Here is a 19,472-nt window from a genome sequence, read left to right as displayed (position 1 = left end):
TTGTAGTGATTTGTCGAGGTTTAAGACTTGGCTGACTCATGATTTAATCGTTTGAGCAAATATTGAATCTCTGCAATGGTATCTTTGGTAATTTTTGGCTGTTTTTCTAGCCAAGAATTAGCACTTTCATTTCCTTGTTGAACGGCTAAAATTAACGCCCCCCAAGCTAATACCTCTGGCTGTTGTGGATTAACTTCTAATGTTGTTGCTACACGATTCCACAAGTTGCCTTTTTCTGCTTTTAAGAGGATGGAAATTTCTTGTGCATTTTGAGGTGATGATTTAAATACTTTTAAAGCTTGAGACCAACGTCCATCAATTAAATCCGCCAAGACTTGTTCACTAGGACTAGCCCAAGTTTTTTCTGCTTGGGCTTTGGTAAATTGAGCATGTAGACGAATTAAATCGATTTGCGCTTTTGCTGTAGCAGGTAAGGCAATTTTACCTTGTTTTTGAAGAGATTTTAAAGATTCTAAGGCTGGTGTCCACAAACCACTCCGCGCAATTGATATGGCATTTTGGTAAGCAGTATCTTTAATAGCTGGTGGTTTCAGAGAAATTTTATCTAGCTGAATTGGATTAAGGTAAAGCTTGGTAGGTTTAACTTGGTAAACGCGTAATTGGGGTTCTAAACCGACTGTTTGATCTAGGATTAATTCTTTAGCGTCGCTACCAGTAACTTGCTGCCATTTTGGTAATTGGCCGTTAGAATTTTTCCAAGACAGAAGTTGGATTAAGTTAGAGCGTTCTGGATTGTAGTACAAAATTTGACCATAGGCGATCGCAGTTGTGCCTTTTTTATATTGTCCTTGTAAATTAAACCACGCTCCTGATGCTGGTGTTTCGTCATCAAAACCTTTAATCGTGTTCAAAGGTAGCAGAGTATTAGTATCATCAGTTTCTGCTGTCCCTTCAATCAAAGATTTTTCGATTCCAGTTACAGATAGTTGCGTCGCTAGACGATAGTATTTTTCTCTTTTTGATTTAAATTCTGAGTCTGTTGCTAGTTGATAAACCCGCAGTGCTGCTAGTTCTTGACAATTAGACTGACAATTGGTGCGTTGCTGAAAAATTGGCAATAAAAATGCGTTTTCGTTTTTATCTAAAGCCAGAGTCGCCCCGGATGTTTGTTTTTGTGCTTGTAAGCTGGCTTGAATTTCTGGTAAGGTGTGCGGGTGTTCGCTGTAACCGAAGGGAATTTGCGCCCATTCTGGTAAAAACTTGTTCAGCCAAACTATCTTTTCAGGATTGAAAATAAACAGCCAACTAATCCAAGCAAACACCATAATTAACCCAGCACTACTAAACAAAACAGTGATTGCTATTGTTGATGTCAGCAAATTTCCCTGCTCTGGCGGTTTTTCTACAATGTCTGTGGAAGTTTGATTGCGTCTAAAAAATTTGAGTGATAGTCTGCGCGAGGGATGTGCCATATTGCTTCTCGGTCAATTTAGGTGGTGGTGTAAGGCTGGTTATTTTTACTTTTATACTCGCGTTTTCTTCTGTTGCCCAGAATAAGTTTTGTCTCATTTAGTACAAAGTCGGTAAAAATTCTCATGCCGGATCTGATATTTTTGCTTACACTCGAACTTCAGTATTGTAGGTAGAGTTTAAGAAATTGAAACTTAACGTGATTCGCTATAATTATCTGAAATTTTGGATAATCGCATCTTTCTTGATAGCAGGATTAAACAGCGGATCACAAACAGCATCCGCCCAGGATTATACAAATACACAGACAGAAGCAAGTCTAAGTTTAGACAACCAAAATTCCTCGATATTTCCTACCGCTGCAACAGATCAGGGTGTAAAAGAAGATAAGGAACCGATGGCACAAGTCACATCGGTGTCGCAATTGAATGATGTCCAACCCAGCGATTGGGCTTTTACGGCTTTACAATCTTTAGTAGAGCGCTATAACTGCATTGCTGGCTATCCGAATAATTCATTTCGTGGTGATCGCGCTGTCACTAGGTATGAATTTGCTGCGGGGATGAATGCTTGTCTAGATAAAATTAACCAAATTATCGCAGTAGCAGCACCCAGCGCCGAACTCGTAACTCGCGCAGATTTAGAGACAATTAAACGCCTACAAACAGAATTTAGTAGCGAATTAGCCACCTTGCAGGGACGAGTAGATAGCTTAGAAGCACGTAGCGCCGAAATTCAAGCTAACCAATTTTCTACTACAACAAAACTTAACGGACTGTTAATTGCTGGTGTTCAAGGGCGGAGTTCTAACCGTGGTGACGTTAATCCTAGAGATGGCATAAAAGATTCAAATGATAATGGTACAAACATTAACGTCTTGACTTTTTCTTATCTGAGTTTAACTACTCAGCTAACTCCTCGTAGTGTTTTATTTACAGGGTTATTAGCTACCGATGGTGTGACTTCACCGAGATTCAGCAATGATGTTATCCTCAGCTACGAATTTCCTACAGATAAGAAATTAATTATTAGTGATTTGAATTATCGTTGGTTAGTCACAGATAAATTAGCTGTGATGGTGGGAACAGAAGGCGTAAATATGAGCAACGCTTTCCGCGGCCCGGTACGAGTCGAGAGTGCAGCCACAGGCCCCTTATCTCTGTTTGCCCAAAGAAACCCGATTTTAAACACCGGCTTTGGTCACGGCGGAGTTGCTGTAGATTGGCAATTTGCTAAACGTGCCAGTATACAAGCTTTGTATACTAGTTATACTCCTGGGAAACCTGGTGAACGTAGTGGTTTGTTTGATGGCACTACAACTACAGCGGTGCAATTGTTATTAACACCAATTGATACTGTTGATTTGAGTTTGTATTACGTTAATAATTATGCTTCTAATGGTTGTTTGCTCACCTTTGTGGGTGATGATTGTTTAACAGCATCTAGCGCGCCCTTACAAACCAACGCCTATGGTGGGACACTCAGTTGGCAAATTTCACCTCGCGTGACTTTGGGTGCATGGGGTGGTTATACTACTTCGTCTATTCCTGGGCGATCGGGTAGTGTAGAAACGACGAATTACATGGTATTTTTAAACTTCCCCGATTTATTTGCTCCAGGTAATTTAGGCGGTATTTATGTGGGACAACCACCAAAAATTACGAGTAGTAATTTACCTGTGGGTAATAATGTCCCTGATTTTGAGAATACAGGTTTAGGACGCGCCGGTGGACAACCAGGAACCACCACTCAAATCGAAGCTTTTTATCGTTTTAGAATGACAGATAACATCTACATTACGCCAGGGATCATTCATATCTTGGAACCTGGACATACACCAGACAGCGACCCAATTACGATTGGTATTCTTCGGAGTACCTTTTTGTTTTAGTATTGAGAGTTTTAGACCCCTGACTTCTTCGGTAAGTTGGGGGTCTTATTGTTGACAAATGATTCATAATTTTACATTTTATCGGCAATTCATTAACATGATTTTATTTTTGCTTATCCATAGCACGCGACATAATTCAAAATCTTATGTTACTTAAGTTTTTTATTAAAAAGAAAAAAGGTTTGGCTCACCACCAAACCTGACTATAAATCCAGTGCATAACAACATCCCGCATTTATTTACTCATGATTTTTGCTTCAAAGCATCTTCCTCTGGGATGTATCCAAAACTTATAAAAACTGATACTAAGCTAAGAATGTATTCTTAATTACATTAAAATAAAATCATTGCCAGGAATTATTTCAAAATTAAAAACTGCTGATATAGTTTATAGATTTCTGACATATTTAGATGTTTTTATGGCTTGATTGGCAAATATCACCAAAATAAAAGACGGGCTTTCACCCGTCGCAATAGCTTGAAAGTGGCGATGCACCTTGGATTATAAAAGAATCATACAAATTAAACTTAGTAGATTGTCAAGAATACTCATGATTTAAGCAATAAGAACAGTATTCATCCTCTACTTAGTGTTTTAACCAAAGTCATTCTTGTAGTGTTGATCAATTTAGCACAATAAAATCTTTATTAGATGCCAAAATGCCAAAATATTCAAGATAAAAATAGCATTTTGAATCTCTTTATCAGTCTTATTTAGTAACCCATATTGGTTATTTGTGTCATTTATTAATGTCTCTGGGGTGAAAGTTATTTAAATGAGAGTAAGTAGTAAAAATTACTAATATTTTTGCGTGTTTTAGAGGCACAAAACCAACAACTATTCCATCATGATCTAAGATTGTTGGGTATTCTCTAGTTGACGATCGCCTCTAGACCGATGATTGAAGTTGACCATCTCAGTAAAACTTACGGTTCTACCCCAGCGATTACAGATGTAACTTTTCGGGTTGAACCAGGGGAAATTTTAGGGTTTTTAGGGCCGAATGGCGCTGGTAAAACCACAACGATGCGAATTTTAGCAGGTTATTTACCTGCAACTAGCGGTACAGCTAAGATTTCTGGGTTTGATGTCCATGATAATTCTTTGGCTGTGCGTCAACGCATTGGTTATTTACCAGAAACACCGCCGTTATATCCAGAAATGACGGTAGAGGGGTTTTTGCATTTCGTCGCCAGAATCAAAGGAGTAGCAGCAGGCGATCTCACTGCGAAAGTCAAAGCAGCGATCGCGCGATGTAACTTACAAGATAAGCAGCGAGTCATTATTCGCAAACTTTCTAAAGGATATCGCCAAAGAGTGGGCATTGCTCAGGCGATCGTTCACGACCCGCCAGCCATTATCCTTGATGAACCCACCGTTGGACTTGACCCGCGACAAATCATCGAAGTGCGAAATTTGATTAAAAGTCTCGCGGGGACACACACGATTATTTTGTCTACCCACATTTTGCCGGAAGTGAGCATGACCTGTAGCCGTGTCGCTATTATTAATCGCGGTAAAGTTGTCGCCACCAATACCCCAGAAAGCCTGATGACACAGTTGACAGGTGGCTCAGGATATGAATTAGAAATTGAAGGCGAGGCAAACCTAGCAAAACAAGTATTGCAAAACGTCGCGGGCGTGAGTCTGGTAGAATCAATTCCTGGTCATCATCTGATCCATGCTACAGACGGTCGGGCTTATTTGCGAGTGATTGCTCAACCGGGAACAGAACCGGGACGAGAAATCGCCGCCACCTTAATCCGGGCTGGATTTGGTTTACAAGAAATGCGCCGAGTCAGCGCCACCTTAGAAGATGTATTCTTGCAACTGACAACCGAAGAAAAGCATTTTGAACCAGAAATAAACTCAATAGCCAACGAAGGAGAAGCAGCGTAAATGGGTATAGTGCTGGCGAATATTATTGCCATTTATCGCCGAGAATTACAGAGTTACTTTATCTCGCCCTTAGCTTATGCGATCGCTGGCGTATTTTGGTTTATCTCCGGGTTATTTTTCGTGACAATTTTGTTTGGCCCCGATGGAATTTTGCCAGCCGTTGCAGCCATCGACTTACAAGGTCAACAAGGCGTACCAGTACCGTTAATTGATGTCCCTTATGAATTTATTCGGGCATTTTTAGACCGGATGGGTTGGTTATTGCTGTTTATTTTGCCAATTTTGTCGATGGGACTGTACGCCGAAGAACGCAAACGCGGCACATTAGAACTTTTAGCCACCTCACCCTTAACGAATTGGGCAGTAGCCGTCGGCAAATTATTGGGTGTAGTGACATTCTTAATTACAATGGTTGCACCACTGTTGATATTTGAAGCGATCGCTCTTAGTGGTTCCAATCCACCTATGTCGCCAGCTATTCCCCTACTCGGTCATTTAGGCTTAATCTTGCTGGCATCTGCAATTTTATCATTGGGAATGTTTATTTCCTCCTTAACAGATAGCACCATCCTCTCCGCTGTTCTCACCTTTGGCTTGGTTCTGTTACTGTTATTTGTTGATTTAATCGCTAAAAGTATTGGTGGCCCTGTTGGTGAAGCCTTGGGTCATTTGTCATTACTCAAACATTACAACACTTTCATCCAAGGAATTTTCGACACCAGCGCCTTAATGTTATTTGCTAGTTACATTTTTTTAGGTATCTTTCTTACAGCGCAATCAATTGATGCCCTACGTTTTCAACGGCAATAGTTTATTCGTCATTGGTCATTAGTCATTAATAAAGACAAAAGACAAATGACAAGGACAAAATATGAAAAAAATCACAAAAAAGCAACCTTGGAAATATTTATTTTTGCTTGGGCCGTTTCTATTCATGGTCGGCCTCACAGCGGGGTTAGTATCTGGTAGCTGGGGATTATTACCCCTAGCATTTATGATTCCCGGAATTGCCGTTATTATATTTTGGGTATTTTGGCAAAGCCAGCAAAGCCGTTGGTGGGCGAGTCGTTCTACCCAAGCGGGAACTAATGCCTTAATTGCCACATTAGCTGTGTTGGTAATTTTAGGGTTAATTAACTTTTTGGGTGTTCGCTATCAACTACGCCAAGATTTAACCGAAACTCAGTTATTTACCCTTGCACCCCAATCACAAGAATTAGTCCGTCGTCTACCACAACCAGTCAAAATTTGGGTATTTGACACTAATCAAAATCCCCAAGACCGAGAATTACTCGAAAACTATCAACGGCAAAGTTCTAAGTTTCAATTTGAATATGTTGACCCCCAAAGCCGACCCGGAATCGCCGAAAAGTTTGGGGTAAAAGAATATGGAGAAGTTTATTTAGAATCGGGAAACAAACGCCAATTAGTACAATCGTTGAATGTCAATGAACGCCTATCAGAAATTAAATTAACGAATCGATTACAGCAACTTACTAATTCCACCATTGTTAAAGCTTACTTCATTCAAGGTCACGGTGAACATCCTTTAACTGGTGGCGAAAGTGGAATTTCCCAAGCAGTGCAAGGATTAACCGAGAAAGGTTACACCGTTGAACCTCTAAATTTAGCTGATAAACTGCAAGTTCCTAACGATGCAGCGACTGTAGTAGTCGCAGGTGCTAAACGCGGACTGTTTGACGCAGAGGTAAAAGCCTTACAAGATTATCTCAATCGTGGCGGTAACTTGCTGCTGATGATTGATCCTGATACTGACCCCAAACTCAGCCCTTTATTACAAGCGTGGGGTATTCGCCTCGATAATCGTTTAGCCGTCGATGTTTCTGGTGCGGGTGTAGGACTTGGCCCCGCAGCACCCATCATCACAGACTACGGACAACACCCAATTACCAAAGATTTTGGCCAAGGTATTTCTTTTTATCGCTTGGCTAGACCGATAGAAATTACCTCCGTTCCTGGTGTTGAGTCTACGCCCCTCATCCGAACCAAGCCCTATCCTAATAGTTGGGCGGAAAGCGACCTGCAAAGCGAAAAATTAGAATTCAATCCTGATAAAGACCTCAAAGGGCCGCTGACTTTAGGTGTAGCGTTGACAAGAAAAGTAGTAGCAGTATCTAACCCTGTTCCCACTCCTACTACTACGACAACTCCTTTACCCACACCGACAACGCAACCTCAAGCAACTCCCACTCCTACAGCCATAAATACTTCCTTACCTTCACCCACGACAAAACCTCAAGCAACTCCTACTCCTACAGCCACAACTACTTCCTTACCCTCACCAACAACAACTCCCTCAACAGGCGAGAAATCTGAACAAACTCCGAAAGAATCAAGGTTAGTTGTCTTCGGAAATTCTGATTTTGCTACTGATGGAGTATTTCAACAGCAACTAAATGGTGATGTATTTCTTAACTCTGTAACTTGGCTGAGTCAGCAAGATCAGCAACCTCTTTCCATTCGTCCCAAAGAACCGAAAAACCGCCGAATTACTTTATCAACATCACAAGCCAATGTTTTAACATTATCGTCTCTGTTGGTATTACCTCTACTTGGCTTTTTAACAGCGGCTTTCATCTGGTGGCGAAGAAGGTAGAAAGAAGTATGAAGTATGAAGTGTGAAGTATGAAATTTCAACCTTTTAACTATTAACCAATGACTATTCCAAAGACAACTTTAATTTTGGTATTGTTGGCGCTGGGTTTGGGTGGTCTCGTGTATTTCCATGAAATGAGAGGTGAAACTCAGCAAGAAGAAGTCAAGGCGAAACAGCAGCAAATTTTCGCTTTTGCAGAAGATGATGTGCAGTCTTTGACAGTCAAAACCAAAGCTTACACTCTGATGTTAGAACGCAATTCTCAGGGTAGTAATCCTAAATGGTTGCTGAAATATCCAGTATCAGATTCAGCTAATGATGCAATTGTTTCTTATTTAATGGATTTGTTAGTTAAAGGTAAGAGTAATAACATTGTATCAACCCCCGCTAACCAACTCACAGAATTTGGTTTAGCTCAACCTAACGCCACTATTGATATTAAGCTGAAAAATCAGCAAACCCATCAGTTGATTCTAGGTAAATCTAATTTCAATAATCGCTTTGTGTATGCTCAAACTGACTCAGCTACACAACCAAATGGCAATATCAATGTATTATTAGTATCTACAGATTTTGTAAATGCCGTCAATCGGGAGTTATCAGAATGGCGACAAACTATTGATAACAGTAAATCAACACCTTTACCAACTAATCTTCCTCTGCCAACACCTTAGAAGAAGTCTGAAGTCTGAATAAACTGAAATAAAATTTCTTTAACAGTTAACCGTGACCAATAAAATCTCTGATAAAGCACGACACCAAATGCTGAAAATCTAAATCTCCCACCACATTTCTGATAACTGATAACTGATAACTGATAACTGAATTTTATGTCCACGACAACTGCAACCCTGCTCATTTCTTGCCCTGATCAAAGAGGACTTGTTGCCAAAATTGCTAACTTTATTTATGCCAATGGTGGCAATATTATTCATGCAGATCAGCACACAGATTTTTCAGCGGGGTTATTTCTCACTCGTATAGAATGGCAGTTAAAAGGATTTAATTTACCTAAAGATTTAATTGGCCCAGCGTTTAATGCGATCGCCCAACCTTTAGGCGCTAAATGGGAACTACATTTTTCTGACTCTGTACCACGGATAGCAATTTGGGTAAGTCGCCAAGATCATTGTCTCTATGATTTAATTTGGCGGCATCGTGCTAAAGAATTCAACGCCGAAATTTCATTAATTATTAGCAATCATCCTCATTTAAAGGTAGTAGCAGAACAGTTTGGTATTGATTTTCATCACATTCCTATCACCAAAGAAAACAAACCAGAACAAGAATCGAAACAACTAGAATTATTATGTCAATACAAAATTGATTTAGTTGTATTGGCAAAATATATGCAAATTGTCAGCGCTGATTTTATTGGTCAATTTCCCCATATTATTAATATTCATCATTCATTTTTACCAGCCTTTGTTGGTGCAAATCCATATCATAGGGCTTTTGAACGAGGCGTAAAAATCATTGGTGCTACCTCTCATTATGTGACTACAGATTTAGATGCAGGGCCAATTATTGAACAAGATGTAGTGAGAGTTAGCCACCGAGATGAAGTGGAAGATTTAGTCAGAAAAGGTAAAGATTTAGAGCGAGTAGTATTAGCAAGGGCAGTACGTTTACACTTACAAAATCGTGTGTTGGTTTATGGTAATCGCACCGTTGTGTTTGAGTAATTGAAAGGCTCAGATCCCCGACTTCTTTGAGAAGTCGGGGATTTTGTTATTCACGAATGATTGAAAAATGTATAATTATTCAGTTATTCGTGTATTTATTGATGATACTCATGTTTTTATTTGGTTAGCCGAAATAGTAGATATACTTGAAAATACAGATAATGTTTTTGTGTTTTAGTAAGTCGTGATCAAACGCTTGATAGCTATCCCATTCAGCGTTTATGGGTATGAATCAGAGCGATCGCACAAGTATTGTGGGTTTAGATGCGATCGCTAAAATCCCATCCCCAATTTACAAACAATAATTGGCAACTTTTCACCCTCGACCCTGACAAAATTCATCTACCCAAGAAGCTATACTACGGGCATTGGTGCGAGTCAAAGGTTGAGTTTTTAAATTTTGCGGTGATTTGCCATTGGGAGATACTTCAGTAGTCTCAGTCCATGATGGTACAGTTTTCTCTGGAATTACTACGGATGTTTGGCGAGAAACTACAATACTTGTGGGCATTAATTTACGATGATTAGGAAGTTCCACCGCTAAGGCTATAGTTTTACCATTGCGGGGAACTGTTGTAGCCAAAGCTAAAGATGATATGGGTTGGTTTTGGTGTGATTTACTAGAAGATTGCCGAGTTACTTTAGTAGCAAATCCAAAGGCTGGTAAAGGTTTGTGTGCTTGTGGTAAATCTGAAGTGATGTTTTCAGGATGTTGGATTGTAGCTGGAGATTGAGCAATTATATCGTTAGCTGTGGCGAGCGATCGCACAGGTTTTTCTTCAAGAGATTTTGACTCAGTAAACTCGCTCTGACACTGGTTTATAGCCACAGCATCATCTAAGTTTGTCAAACGTAACTCTTCATCGGGATTGAAGTTCAGCCCCAAAGCTGTGACTATGGCATCGGGATTATTATTCAGATCCATCATAAAACTCAGCATCTGCTCAAACTCTGGCTCTAAAACCGATAAAGTCGCCAAAATAAAACCAGATGATGGTCGTCGCAAACCATCATAACTTCCCCAAACTTGCATTTTCACCAGCCAGGGATGATTTTGTTGATAGTAGCCCAGCCACTTCATTTTCAATGATTGACGTAGCTGCTGAATATTCATCTTATGCCTCTCTTGAGTCAAAAATAGTGCAGACCTGGTTGTTTGTAATTAGATTTATCCTTGGGGATGAAATCGATAATAAAGCATCTGTTTGACTCTTTTACCACATCGTAAATGTTGTTCTACCAATAGAGGTATTTCACGAGGTTGAACACTGCTATACCAAACCATATCAGGTAGAACCAACACCATCGGCCCGTTACCGCATTGCCCTAAACAACTACTGGACGTTACAGTCACATCGGGGACTGGTAAATTTGTCAAAGCTGCTAAAACCTGAGCCGCGCCTTGCTTTTTACAAGTGCGATTTTGGCACACCTGCACACACCTGTGAGCAGATGCTTGGCTATTGGCTGCGGAGTTAGATGCTTGGGTGATATTTGTCATTTGTCATTTGTCCTTTGTCAATAGTTAATGGTCAAATGGAAATGTTAAGCGACCATTAACTATTGACCATTGACTAATTTACTGATAACCCTTTAGAAGCAAGCCAATCACGGTTAAATATCCGTGATTGATAGCGAGAACCACTATCACAGAGGATAGTAACAATCGTATGTCCATGGCCTAATTGTTTTGCCAAAGCAACCGCCGCAGCCACATTAATACCTGTCGAGCCACCCATAAAGAGGCCATCTTTTCGTAGCAATTGGTAAACGACGCGCAAAGCTTCTGTGTCATCTATTTGAATGGCATCATCAGCAGGTGCGCCTTCCATATTTGCTGTAATTCGACTGTTGCCAATGCCTTCAGTAATAGAATTACCTTCTAGATGGATTTTACCAGTTTTGATATAGCTATAAAGTCCACTACCTAAAGGATCGGCAACAACACATTTAATCGCCGGATTTTTTGATTTTAGGTACAACGCCACACCAGCAAAGGTTCCACCCGTACCAGTTGCCGCTACCCATCCGTCTATTCTACCATCTGTCTGTGTCCTTGTTGATAGTCCCGGATTGAATGATACCGAAGCACGCAATGAATTATCTTTAGGTTATGTGAATAACTGTCATGCAATTTTATTTGTCATGAGAGCTTCGCAGCCTTGTACTTTAGGGGAACGACGCTATTTAGAAAATTACATTAAAGGTCGGGGTTTATCTGTTTTTTTCTTAATTAATGCTTGGGATCAGGTAAAAGAATCATTGATTGATCCCGATGATACAGCAGAACTAAAAGCAGCAGAAGATAGGCTCAGACAAGTATTTAAAGCCAATTTATCTGATTATTGTTATGTAGACGGTCAAGATATTTATGATGAGCGAGTGTTTGAGCTTTCGTCAATTCAAGCACTCAGACGACGATTAAAAAATCCCCAGGCTGATTTGAGTGGGACTGGCTTTCCAGAGTTTATGGGTGCTATTAATACTTTTCTTACCAGAGAAAGGGCGATCGCGGAACTCAGACAAGTCCGAACCCTAGCCAGACAAGTAGTGAACCATACCCGCGAAGCCGTAGAACGCAGAATTCCCTTATTAGAGCAAAACGTAGCAGAATTAAAATCCCGCATTGATTCTGTAGAACCAGAGTTTAAAAAACTCACCGATATTCGGGATCAATTCCAGAGAGAAATTTTCAATACTAGAGACAAACAAGCCAGAAAAATCTCTGAATCATTTTGTAGTTATGTAATGAATTTAGGTAATACCTTTGAAAGTGATTTTCTGCGCTATCAACCAGAATTAAATCTGTGGGATTTTTTGAATAACGGTAAGCGAGAAGCTTTTAATGCTGCATTGCAGAAAGCTTTTGAACAATACATGACTGATAAATGTGCAGCTTGGACTTTAACTGCTGAAAAAGATATTAATGCAGCTTTTAAAGAGTTGTCTCGAAGTGCGTCGCAGTATGGTGCATCTTATCATCAAGTCACAGAAAGAATTACCGAAAAGCTCACCGATAAACAAGTTAAAGTCAATGCTGCTAGTGGTAGCACAGAGGATGATAACTCTCCAACCTGGGCAAAATGGGCTATGGGCTTATTGTCTCTCACAAGTGGTAACATTGCCGGTTTTGCAATGGCTGGTGTGGGATTTGATTGGAAAAATATCTTATTGAATTACTTCACTGTCCTTGGCGTGGGTGCATTTATCGGCACAATTATTAGCCCAATTTTAGGGCCAATTTATATTCCTTTACTGGGTTTAGGAGTAGGTTTTTTACAAGCTGATCAAGCACGCAAAGAATTAGTCAAAACTGCTAAAAAAGAGTTGGTTAGATACTTACCACAAGTCGCTCATGAACAATCACAAACTGTATACAATGCAGTTAAAGAGTGTTTTGATTCTTACGAAAAAGAGGTGAGTCAACGCATTAACGATGATATTACTTCTCGTAAGTCTGAATTAGATAATTTAGTTAAGCAGAAACAAACACGAGAAATTAATCGAGAAAGTGAGTTAAAGCGTTTAAAAACCTTGCAAGAAGATGTAATATCTCAATTGCAAAAAATAGAGGCTTCCTATAGTAATTTACTCACTTACTATAGTTAAGTTAGATAATTACAGGACTTACGCACAGACCACGATTTTACGTCATTACGAGCAAAGCGAAGTAATCGCAAAGGCTGATTTTTCGTCACGAGTGCGTAAGTCCTAAATTAAACAACGGACAAATCTGTGGTTTAATTATGCGCCTAAATTCTTAAAAGACCTCCGCGCACCTTGGCGTTAAAACGAAGCTACACTAAATCTAGATGCAGACAATAATTAGGGAAATATGCCAAATCAAGATGAAACTTACAAAAATTTAGCAACATCTCTTAAATCTGCATCTGAATTACTCAACTTAGAACGCACATCACATCTTTATCAAGATATAAATTCTATCTGTAATTATCTAACTAACCCTAACTTTAGAATTGCGGTATTTGGCCCTTTTAATCATGGCAAGTCTACTTTGCTAAATGCCATCTTAGGAACACGCACTTTACCAATTGATTTGATTCCCACAACCGGCGCAGCGATTAATGTTAAATATGGTAGTAATGTCCGCACTCGCATCATGTTGACGGATGGTACAGAAGTATATCGCAATGGCACAGAAGTTTTACAACAATTTGCGATTCTTGATAGCAATAGACAGATGCGAAAAGATGTCGCATCGGTAGAAATTTTTTGTCCCCATACTTTTTTAGAAACTGGTGTAGAGTTTCTTGATTTACCAGGAACGAATGATAGAGATGAACAAGATAATTTAGTTAGAGAACAATTACTTGGTGCAGATTTAGTTGTGCAATTACTAGATGCACGTAAGTTGATGACTTTAGGTGAACGAGAAAATTTACGCGACTGGTTATTAGATAGAGATATTAAAACAGTTATTTTTGTTGCGAATTTTTTGAACTTACTAGAACCAGAAGAACAACAACAAGTGCAAAGTCGTCTGCGGTTTGTTGCAGAAAGTTTCCGTGCGGAATTACCACCAGGTTTTAGCAATTTATATCGGGTTGATGCTTTACCTGCTTTACGCGCCAGATTAAAAGGTGATGTGAGTGCGGCGAGTAGTAGCGGTTTAGTGGCTTTTGAGACAGCCTTGCAAAATATTGTCGGTATCTTACAACAAAATCGGGGTGGGGTAAAGTTACCGAGAGTGCAAGCGATCGCATCTCAAATCCAATTATCATTAAAAAATAAAATTGACCCTATTGCTCACGAATTTAAAGATTTCAATGACAAACACACTGCCAAAATAGAAATCAAACAAAAAGCTAAAAATCTGATTACACAAGGATTTAATCAGAGTCTGTCTGAATTACGTGATTGGCTATCTTTACCAAAATTACTTGCTAAATATCAAGCTGATGCAGCTGTTGCATTGGCAGAAAATAATTTTAAATTTTGGCAAACCAGTAAACTTAAAAAAGACTTGACAGAGTTACAGTTAGCTGTAATGAAATGGCTATATCAAGCTTATGATTTTTTCAAAGAAGAACGTCCCGAAGATTTATTAATTCCTTTCCCTCTAGAACCACAAATTACTTTACCCCCGAAATCAGATAATACTGAAATTTTAAGTGAACCTAGTGCAATGGCTGTAGGTGGTGGAATTGGTTGGTTGTTAGGTGGCCCTGTTGGTGCTGCTGTGGTTGGGAGTATTTCATATATATTAAATAAAAATATTCAAAAGCAAGAAGAAAAATCAACTAATGAATCATATCATCAACAAGTTGCGAAACTTTGCATAAATGCAACTGAAGATTATTTATCTCAATTTAGTAGCCAAGCTTTATCAATATTATCTGATTTTGAGTGCCAAGTTGAAAAAGTAATTTACTTCCAAGTACCTGAAGAATCTCCAGAAATAACTAAAAAACGTGCAGAATTACGACAACTACAACAGGGATTTAATCAATTATTGAGTGAGTTAGAAAAGGTTAAAATTACTACTAACTACCAACCTTATCAAGAAACACCAAAAGTTATTCAACCTCAACAACAATCTCATCGACAACAAGAACGAGTTTATACACGTCCCCCACAACCGGAAAATAAAGCCAAAACTACTGAGAAAAAAGTTGAACCTCCCAAACAGCAAGTTTATTCACCACCGCCAAAAACTGCACCTTCACCAAATCCCGCAGAGGTAGAGGCGAAGTTTCGTAACTGGGAAATGGATGAAGAAATTGCGCGAATGAAAGCTCAAATGCGTTCTCCTAGTTTTCAAAATAACAAGCAGCAGACAAATCAAAATACTCAAGCAACTAAACCACCCCAAAGCCAAACTGAAAAAGATAAAATTACTCGCGCCTATAAAATTTTAGGCGTACAACAAGATGCTGCTTTTGCTGATGTTAAACAAGCTTATAAAACTTTAGTTAAAAAATGGCATCCAGACTTATTTGTTAACCAACCCCAGATGCAAAAACAAGCGCAAGAAAAAATGCGTTTGTTTAATGAAGCTTATACAGTCTTATCTAATAAGAATTAGGGGTGTAAGGGAAGAAAAAAACCGGGATAACCCCGGTATAATTTTGGATTATGCTTGAGATCGCAGTGTTAGAGACACTGTAGTTGTGAGCATTTGAGGAATGCGCCAAGAAACAAGCGATCGCCTGATAAGATCAATTACAGATTGTTCCTTACAAGTAGAAACTTGCTCATCGAATAACACCTGTCTGACTCGTCCTTTACTTATCTGCAACTCAAACACTAAATCGCCACTGAAACCTTTATGTAATGGGATAGATTCTAAATACTGACTTAGCAGTGCAATCATCTCCTGATCCAATCCTGTCACACTCACAACCTCTAGATACTCGACAGGAGCAATTTCCGCTAAAAAGGGTTCTTCATCCTCAAGACTTTCATCGAAAGCACGATACTGTTCTTCATAGCGTGACATTTTTGGCGGTGGTGCTTCTTCAAGAATGCCATCCAAAGAACTGTATGATAATTTGATTTCCAGTTCTTCACCTGGTGCCATTACTGGAGGTGCTTCAAACATCAAACTCTCCGCTTCTGGTGCGCCTGGAGATTGTAGGCTTCGTTTACGTTGGACAACAGGCGCAGGAGACACCATATTTGCCATGATGGAAGGAGCCACAGCACTAACAGCACTCCCGAAAATACCTTGATAACTTATACCTTCAGCCATTTCTACAGGTACTTGCACTGAAACCGTCTCTTGAAGCGGATTAACTCGCACATCATCACTTACCGCCACAAACGCTGTGTACTGCGACAACAGTTGATAAGTCAAAGCCGTATCTGTCACCGCTTCCACACCCAACTTAGTGTCACCACTCACCATAAGATTCATTAATTCCTTGATGCGAGAACGTCCCCAAAGTTGAGCGATTCCTGAATTACCAGTTTCCTCAAAGTTCATGTTAAAGGTATGCTGATAACGTGTACCACCCGCAACAATTCCCGTAATGTGCAGTTTTCCCCCACGTCCATCTGGCTTTTTACCAAATAAAACTAACGGCTGTTCGGCAAACAAATCTGGTGGAGTGCAAGGATAAATAATTGGGGAATCACCATCACCTTCCCATTGCAAATTAATGTTAGCGAGAACAGGATTGTTAATTTGACGGTAGAATTTATCGACTACCTCATCTGTTGGTTCATCATGGCGAATGATGCGAGACACACCCCGTCCTAATTCTGCAATGCGGTTGAGTAAAAAACGATTCACAGAACTACCCGCGCCAAAGCTATAAAGGCGGTTTCCAGGCTGGAGATGTTGTTGCACTTCGGAAAGGATTTGGTTTTCATTGCCGATATAACCATCAGTCAGCAGTACAATACTCCGCAAACGTCCGGGATCTGTGACGGGGAAATTTAAGACAGCCCGAATCCCGCGTAACATCTCCGTGCCGCCATTAGCACTCAATTGATTAATATAATTGATGGCTCTAGTGCGATTTTGGGAATTATTGGCGAGGGGAACAGGCGATAGTTGGCGAGTTGTATCAGAGAAATCAATAATACTAAAAGTGTCATCAAGATTAAGTCCATTAATAAAGCGGCGCATTAATTCCTGACATTGCATCAATGGCGCACCCATTTGTGAACCAGAAGTATCAATGAGAAACACCACATCTTTAGGAACAACCTGATCCTGACGATATTGGAGCGCAGGAATTAGATATAGTGCAAAGTGTCCCCCTCGTTCATCAGCTTGAGTGAGTACGGTAGCTTGGGTAGAGTCGCCAGCTACTTGATAGCGTAAAATCAAATCTTTGTTAGGAATCTTGTCCCCACCCGCCAATTTCACTAATACCCGCTTCCCTTGATATGCTATCTGGAGTTGGTGAGAAGGAGACTGGACATCCTGAATTTCAACTCCCGCATCAATTTCTATGGTGACATTAATATCATGGGGCGATCGCATACCCGATGGTAAGATAGGTGCATTCAACTGTGAACCATCGGGAACTATATCTGTATCTTGATTTTGCATCATCGGTGCAGTAGCCGAACCTACACCGCCTGTATTTCCCTCAATTGGTATCCCTGGAACGTAACGCGGAGCAACCACCATCGGGAAAACAAACTCATAATTACCCGCAGTAAATTTCAAACTTTCAGAGTAGCGAATAATCACATCTATTTGCTCACCTGGTTGAATGTTGGCGAGAGATTGAGTAAAAATATTGTCCCGTTCTTGTTCCAACAGTCCGGCTGTGCGTCCTTGCTGCTTCGCTTGCTCGTAGATTTGCTGTGCTTCTTGGCGTTTTTTGATACTACTTTTGATAATCTTGTCACCAATCCGAATCAGCATATCATCAACAGCCGCCTCATCCGGTAACGGGAAAATATAGACAGCTTCTAAGGTAGTTGTGAAAGGATTTTCAAAGCTTTGGGTAACTTCCACCCGTGAGATATTCCCGGCAATTTTGGCTTGCACTTCCGTGTGCTTCAGGGGAAAAGCAATTTGCTGTTGTTCAGCATTTTGAACGTATAAACCACCAGCCTGGCGTTCTATAGTTTGAGTCATATCTGTTACCTCACGCTGTTTTGTTATGTCTCTAGCGTAGGCGCGTTTACTCGGCAGATATGCTCAGTTTTGTGTTCAGTCGATGCTCAGTAAGTGACTGAGTTCCAAATACTGCTTTTTACCAAAAGATATACTGTAATTTTTAACTTAGAGAAAAGTCGTGAATCAACGATTACTCACTTAATCATGCTGAATACATCTACTTACTATGTCATTGCTCCGATTGATGGGCTTCACTTAGACTTTGATTACAGGATGTACTCTGCGGAAGTTTATGGTTGTCCACCTAACTATGTTCCTAATCCAGACGGTTGCTCAGAATTTCGCCAACCTTATGAATACTTAAGAAGTTTGACATTCAAACAGTATACAGAACTTAGTCATGAGGGGAAGATTGATAATCAAACTTTACGTCACTTAGAAAAAATACCGGATCGCAAGTTAATAAATTTTACTTGTATTGCATTTGAAATAAATTTAGATAGAGAAGATTATCTCTACCTAAATGATGAGGCTACTAACAACTCTCTATTTCAATACATTCTGAATAAAGGTGAACAGCTTCTAGATGTTTGGAGATTATGCTTATTTAAGCCTGGAGAAGATTTCACGATTGGCAGTTTTGGATCAGTTGGCAATGGTATTCAATGTTTTTGGGTAGGTCAAAATGATATTTTCCCCAAATTTATTGCTCGAAGGATATCACGTTATCAATTAGTTCAACAACCTTTTGATGTACTGCTTTCTGATTTTGGTACCATATATGCTGACATTACATTCAGAAATCTTTGCTGTTCTGCATTTAATGATGTAAACACAAGCTTAATCAATCGTATATTTAATGCCTTACGTGCATTTCGAGAAAGTCGAGATATTCCCAATTGGGAAGCAAGATTTCGACATTTGGCTGTAATAGCAGAGTCATTAGCAAAAAAAGAAGAAACAGAACGTTTAAGGGGAAATGAACTGAGGGAGAGAATAGCAAAAATTGCTTCACATGGATGGGAAATTTATAAAAGCTATAATTCCAGTGTTTTAAGTCCTCCTGGCTTACAGGCAAGACAATATCGCTTAATCAACAAAAGATATAAAGAAATGGGATGGAAGAACAAAAATGAAGCGCAAAAAATAATAAAAGATTTGTGGGATAACGTTCGTAATCCTCTTTCACATACTGTTAATACCGTAACTTCCCTCAAGAGAAACCCGATAGAAGACATGGTTAATATTGAGAAAATTATAGTTACCATTATTAATGGAATTTGTACAGCATATGAAGTGGAGGAGTTTTATGGTAGCTCTGCATATGACATCATTCTTGATAGGGAATAGCTGAATAAAATTTATAATTGGTAAGCAATACTCATAATATTGGTGTTGGAAAGCAG

At 39.6% G+C, this 19,472-nt stretch carries 12 protein-coding genes and 2 pseudogenes; 9 read left to right on the top strand and 5 right to left on the bottom strand.

From position 1 onward, the window contains the following. Positions 1–20: 20 nt before the first annotated feature. Positions 21–1,433, bottom strand: coding sequence for a hypothetical protein (locus tag NOS7107_RS16495; protein WP_015114093.1), 1,413 nt, complete (start codon positions 1,431–1,433; stop codon positions 21–23). A gap of 185 nt (positions 1,434–1,618) precedes the next feature. Here NOS7107_RS16495 and NOS7107_RS16490 point away from each other — a divergent pair, with 185 nt between their 5' ends. From NOS7107_RS16490 to purU, 6 genes are all read left to right on the top strand, one after another. After that, positions 1,619–3,322: an iron uptake porin gene (locus NOS7107_RS16490; protein WP_253274449.1), complete on the top strand. Its 1,704-nt coding sequence runs from the start codon at positions 1,619–1,621 to the stop codon at positions 3,320–3,322. A gap of 898 nt (positions 3,323–4,220) precedes the next feature. After that, a complete protein-coding gene (locus tag NOS7107_RS16485) occupies positions 4,221–5,222 on the top strand; it encodes an ABC transporter ATP-binding protein (RefSeq protein ID WP_015114091.1) in 1,002 nt (333 codons plus the stop codon). Then, positions 5,223–6,032 (top strand): ABC transporter permease, encoded by an 810-nt coding sequence (locus NOS7107_RS16480; protein ID WP_015114090.1) that lies wholly within the window; start codon positions 5,223–5,225, stop codon positions 6,030–6,032. Between the two features lie 61 nt (positions 6,033–6,093). Continuing rightward, complete coding sequence (locus NOS7107_RS16475; protein ID WP_015114089.1) at positions 6,094–7,839, top strand: Gldg family protein; 1,746 nt, start codon at positions 6,094–6,096, stop codon at positions 7,837–7,839. 59 nt (positions 7,840–7,898) lie between these two features. Then, positions 7,899–8,513: a DUF4340 domain-containing protein gene (locus NOS7107_RS16470; RefSeq protein ID WP_015114088.1), complete on the top strand. Its 615-nt coding sequence runs from the start codon at positions 7,899–7,901 to the stop codon at positions 8,511–8,513. A 156-nt stretch (positions 8,514–8,669) separates the two neighbouring features. Continuing rightward, positions 8,670–9,524: a formyltetrahydrofolate deformylase gene (purU, locus tag NOS7107_RS16465; RefSeq protein WP_015114087.1), complete on the top strand. Its 855-nt coding sequence runs from the start codon at positions 8,670–8,672 to the stop codon at positions 9,522–9,524. Positions 9,525–9,840: 316 nt separating this feature from the next. On the opposite strand, the gene NOS7107_RS16460 is transcribed toward purU, so the two are convergent. From NOS7107_RS16460 to NOS7107_RS16450, 3 genes and pseudogenes are all read right to left on the bottom strand, one after another. Further along, positions 9,841–10,638, bottom strand: a complete 798-nt coding sequence (locus tag NOS7107_RS16460; RefSeq protein ID WP_015114085.1) for a DUF5331 domain-containing protein — start codon at positions 10,636–10,638, stop codon at positions 9,841–9,843. Between the two features lie 54 nt (positions 10,639–10,692). Then, the gene (locus tag NOS7107_RS16455; protein WP_015114084.1) at positions 10,693–11,025 is read right to left on the bottom strand and encodes a ferredoxin; all 333 of its coding nucleotides are present in this window, start codon (positions 11,023–11,025) and stop codon (positions 10,693–10,695) included. Between the two features lie 73 nt (positions 11,026–11,098). Beyond that, a pseudogene (locus NOS7107_RS16450) lies at positions 11,099–11,578 on the bottom strand (pyridoxal-phosphate dependent enzyme); the annotation flags it as partial. A gap of 1 nt (position 11,579) precedes the next feature. Between NOS7107_RS16450 and NOS7107_RS16445 the strand changes: the two are divergent. Together NOS7107_RS16445 and NOS7107_RS16440 are read left to right on the top strand one after the other, a co-directional pair. Beyond that, a pseudogene (locus NOS7107_RS16445) lies at positions 11,580–13,133 on the top strand (dynamin family protein); the annotation flags it as partial. A gap of 226 nt (positions 13,134–13,359) precedes the next feature. Next, positions 13,360–15,570 carry a dynamin family protein gene (locus NOS7107_RS16440; RefSeq protein WP_015114082.1) on the top strand — a complete coding sequence of 737 codons (2,211 nt, stop codon included), beginning with the start codon at positions 13,360–13,362 and terminating at the stop codon, positions 15,568–15,570. 48 nt (positions 15,571–15,618) lie between these two features. Here NOS7107_RS16440 and NOS7107_RS16435 read toward each other — a convergent pair whose 3' ends face one another. Beyond that, the gene (locus NOS7107_RS16435; RefSeq protein ID WP_015114081.1) at positions 15,619–18,084 is read right to left on the bottom strand and encodes a VIT domain-containing protein; all 2,466 of its coding nucleotides are present in this window, start codon (positions 18,082–18,084) and stop codon (positions 15,619–15,621) included. A 93-nt stretch (positions 18,085–18,177) separates the two neighbouring features. Here NOS7107_RS16435 and NOS7107_RS16430 point away from each other — a divergent pair, with 93 nt between their 5' ends. Then, a complete protein-coding gene (locus tag NOS7107_RS16430) occupies positions 18,178–19,416 on the top strand; it encodes a hypothetical protein (RefSeq protein WP_044500071.1) in 1,239 nt (412 codons plus the stop codon). Positions 19,417–19,472: the final 56 nt, after the last annotated feature.

It is taken from the genome of Nostoc sp. PCC 7107 (assembly GCF_000316625.1).
Lineage (GTDB): Bacteria > Cyanobacteriota > Cyanobacteriia > Cyanobacteriales > Nostocaceae > Nostoc_B.
This window is presented reverse-complemented; position numbering and strand designations above follow the sequence as displayed.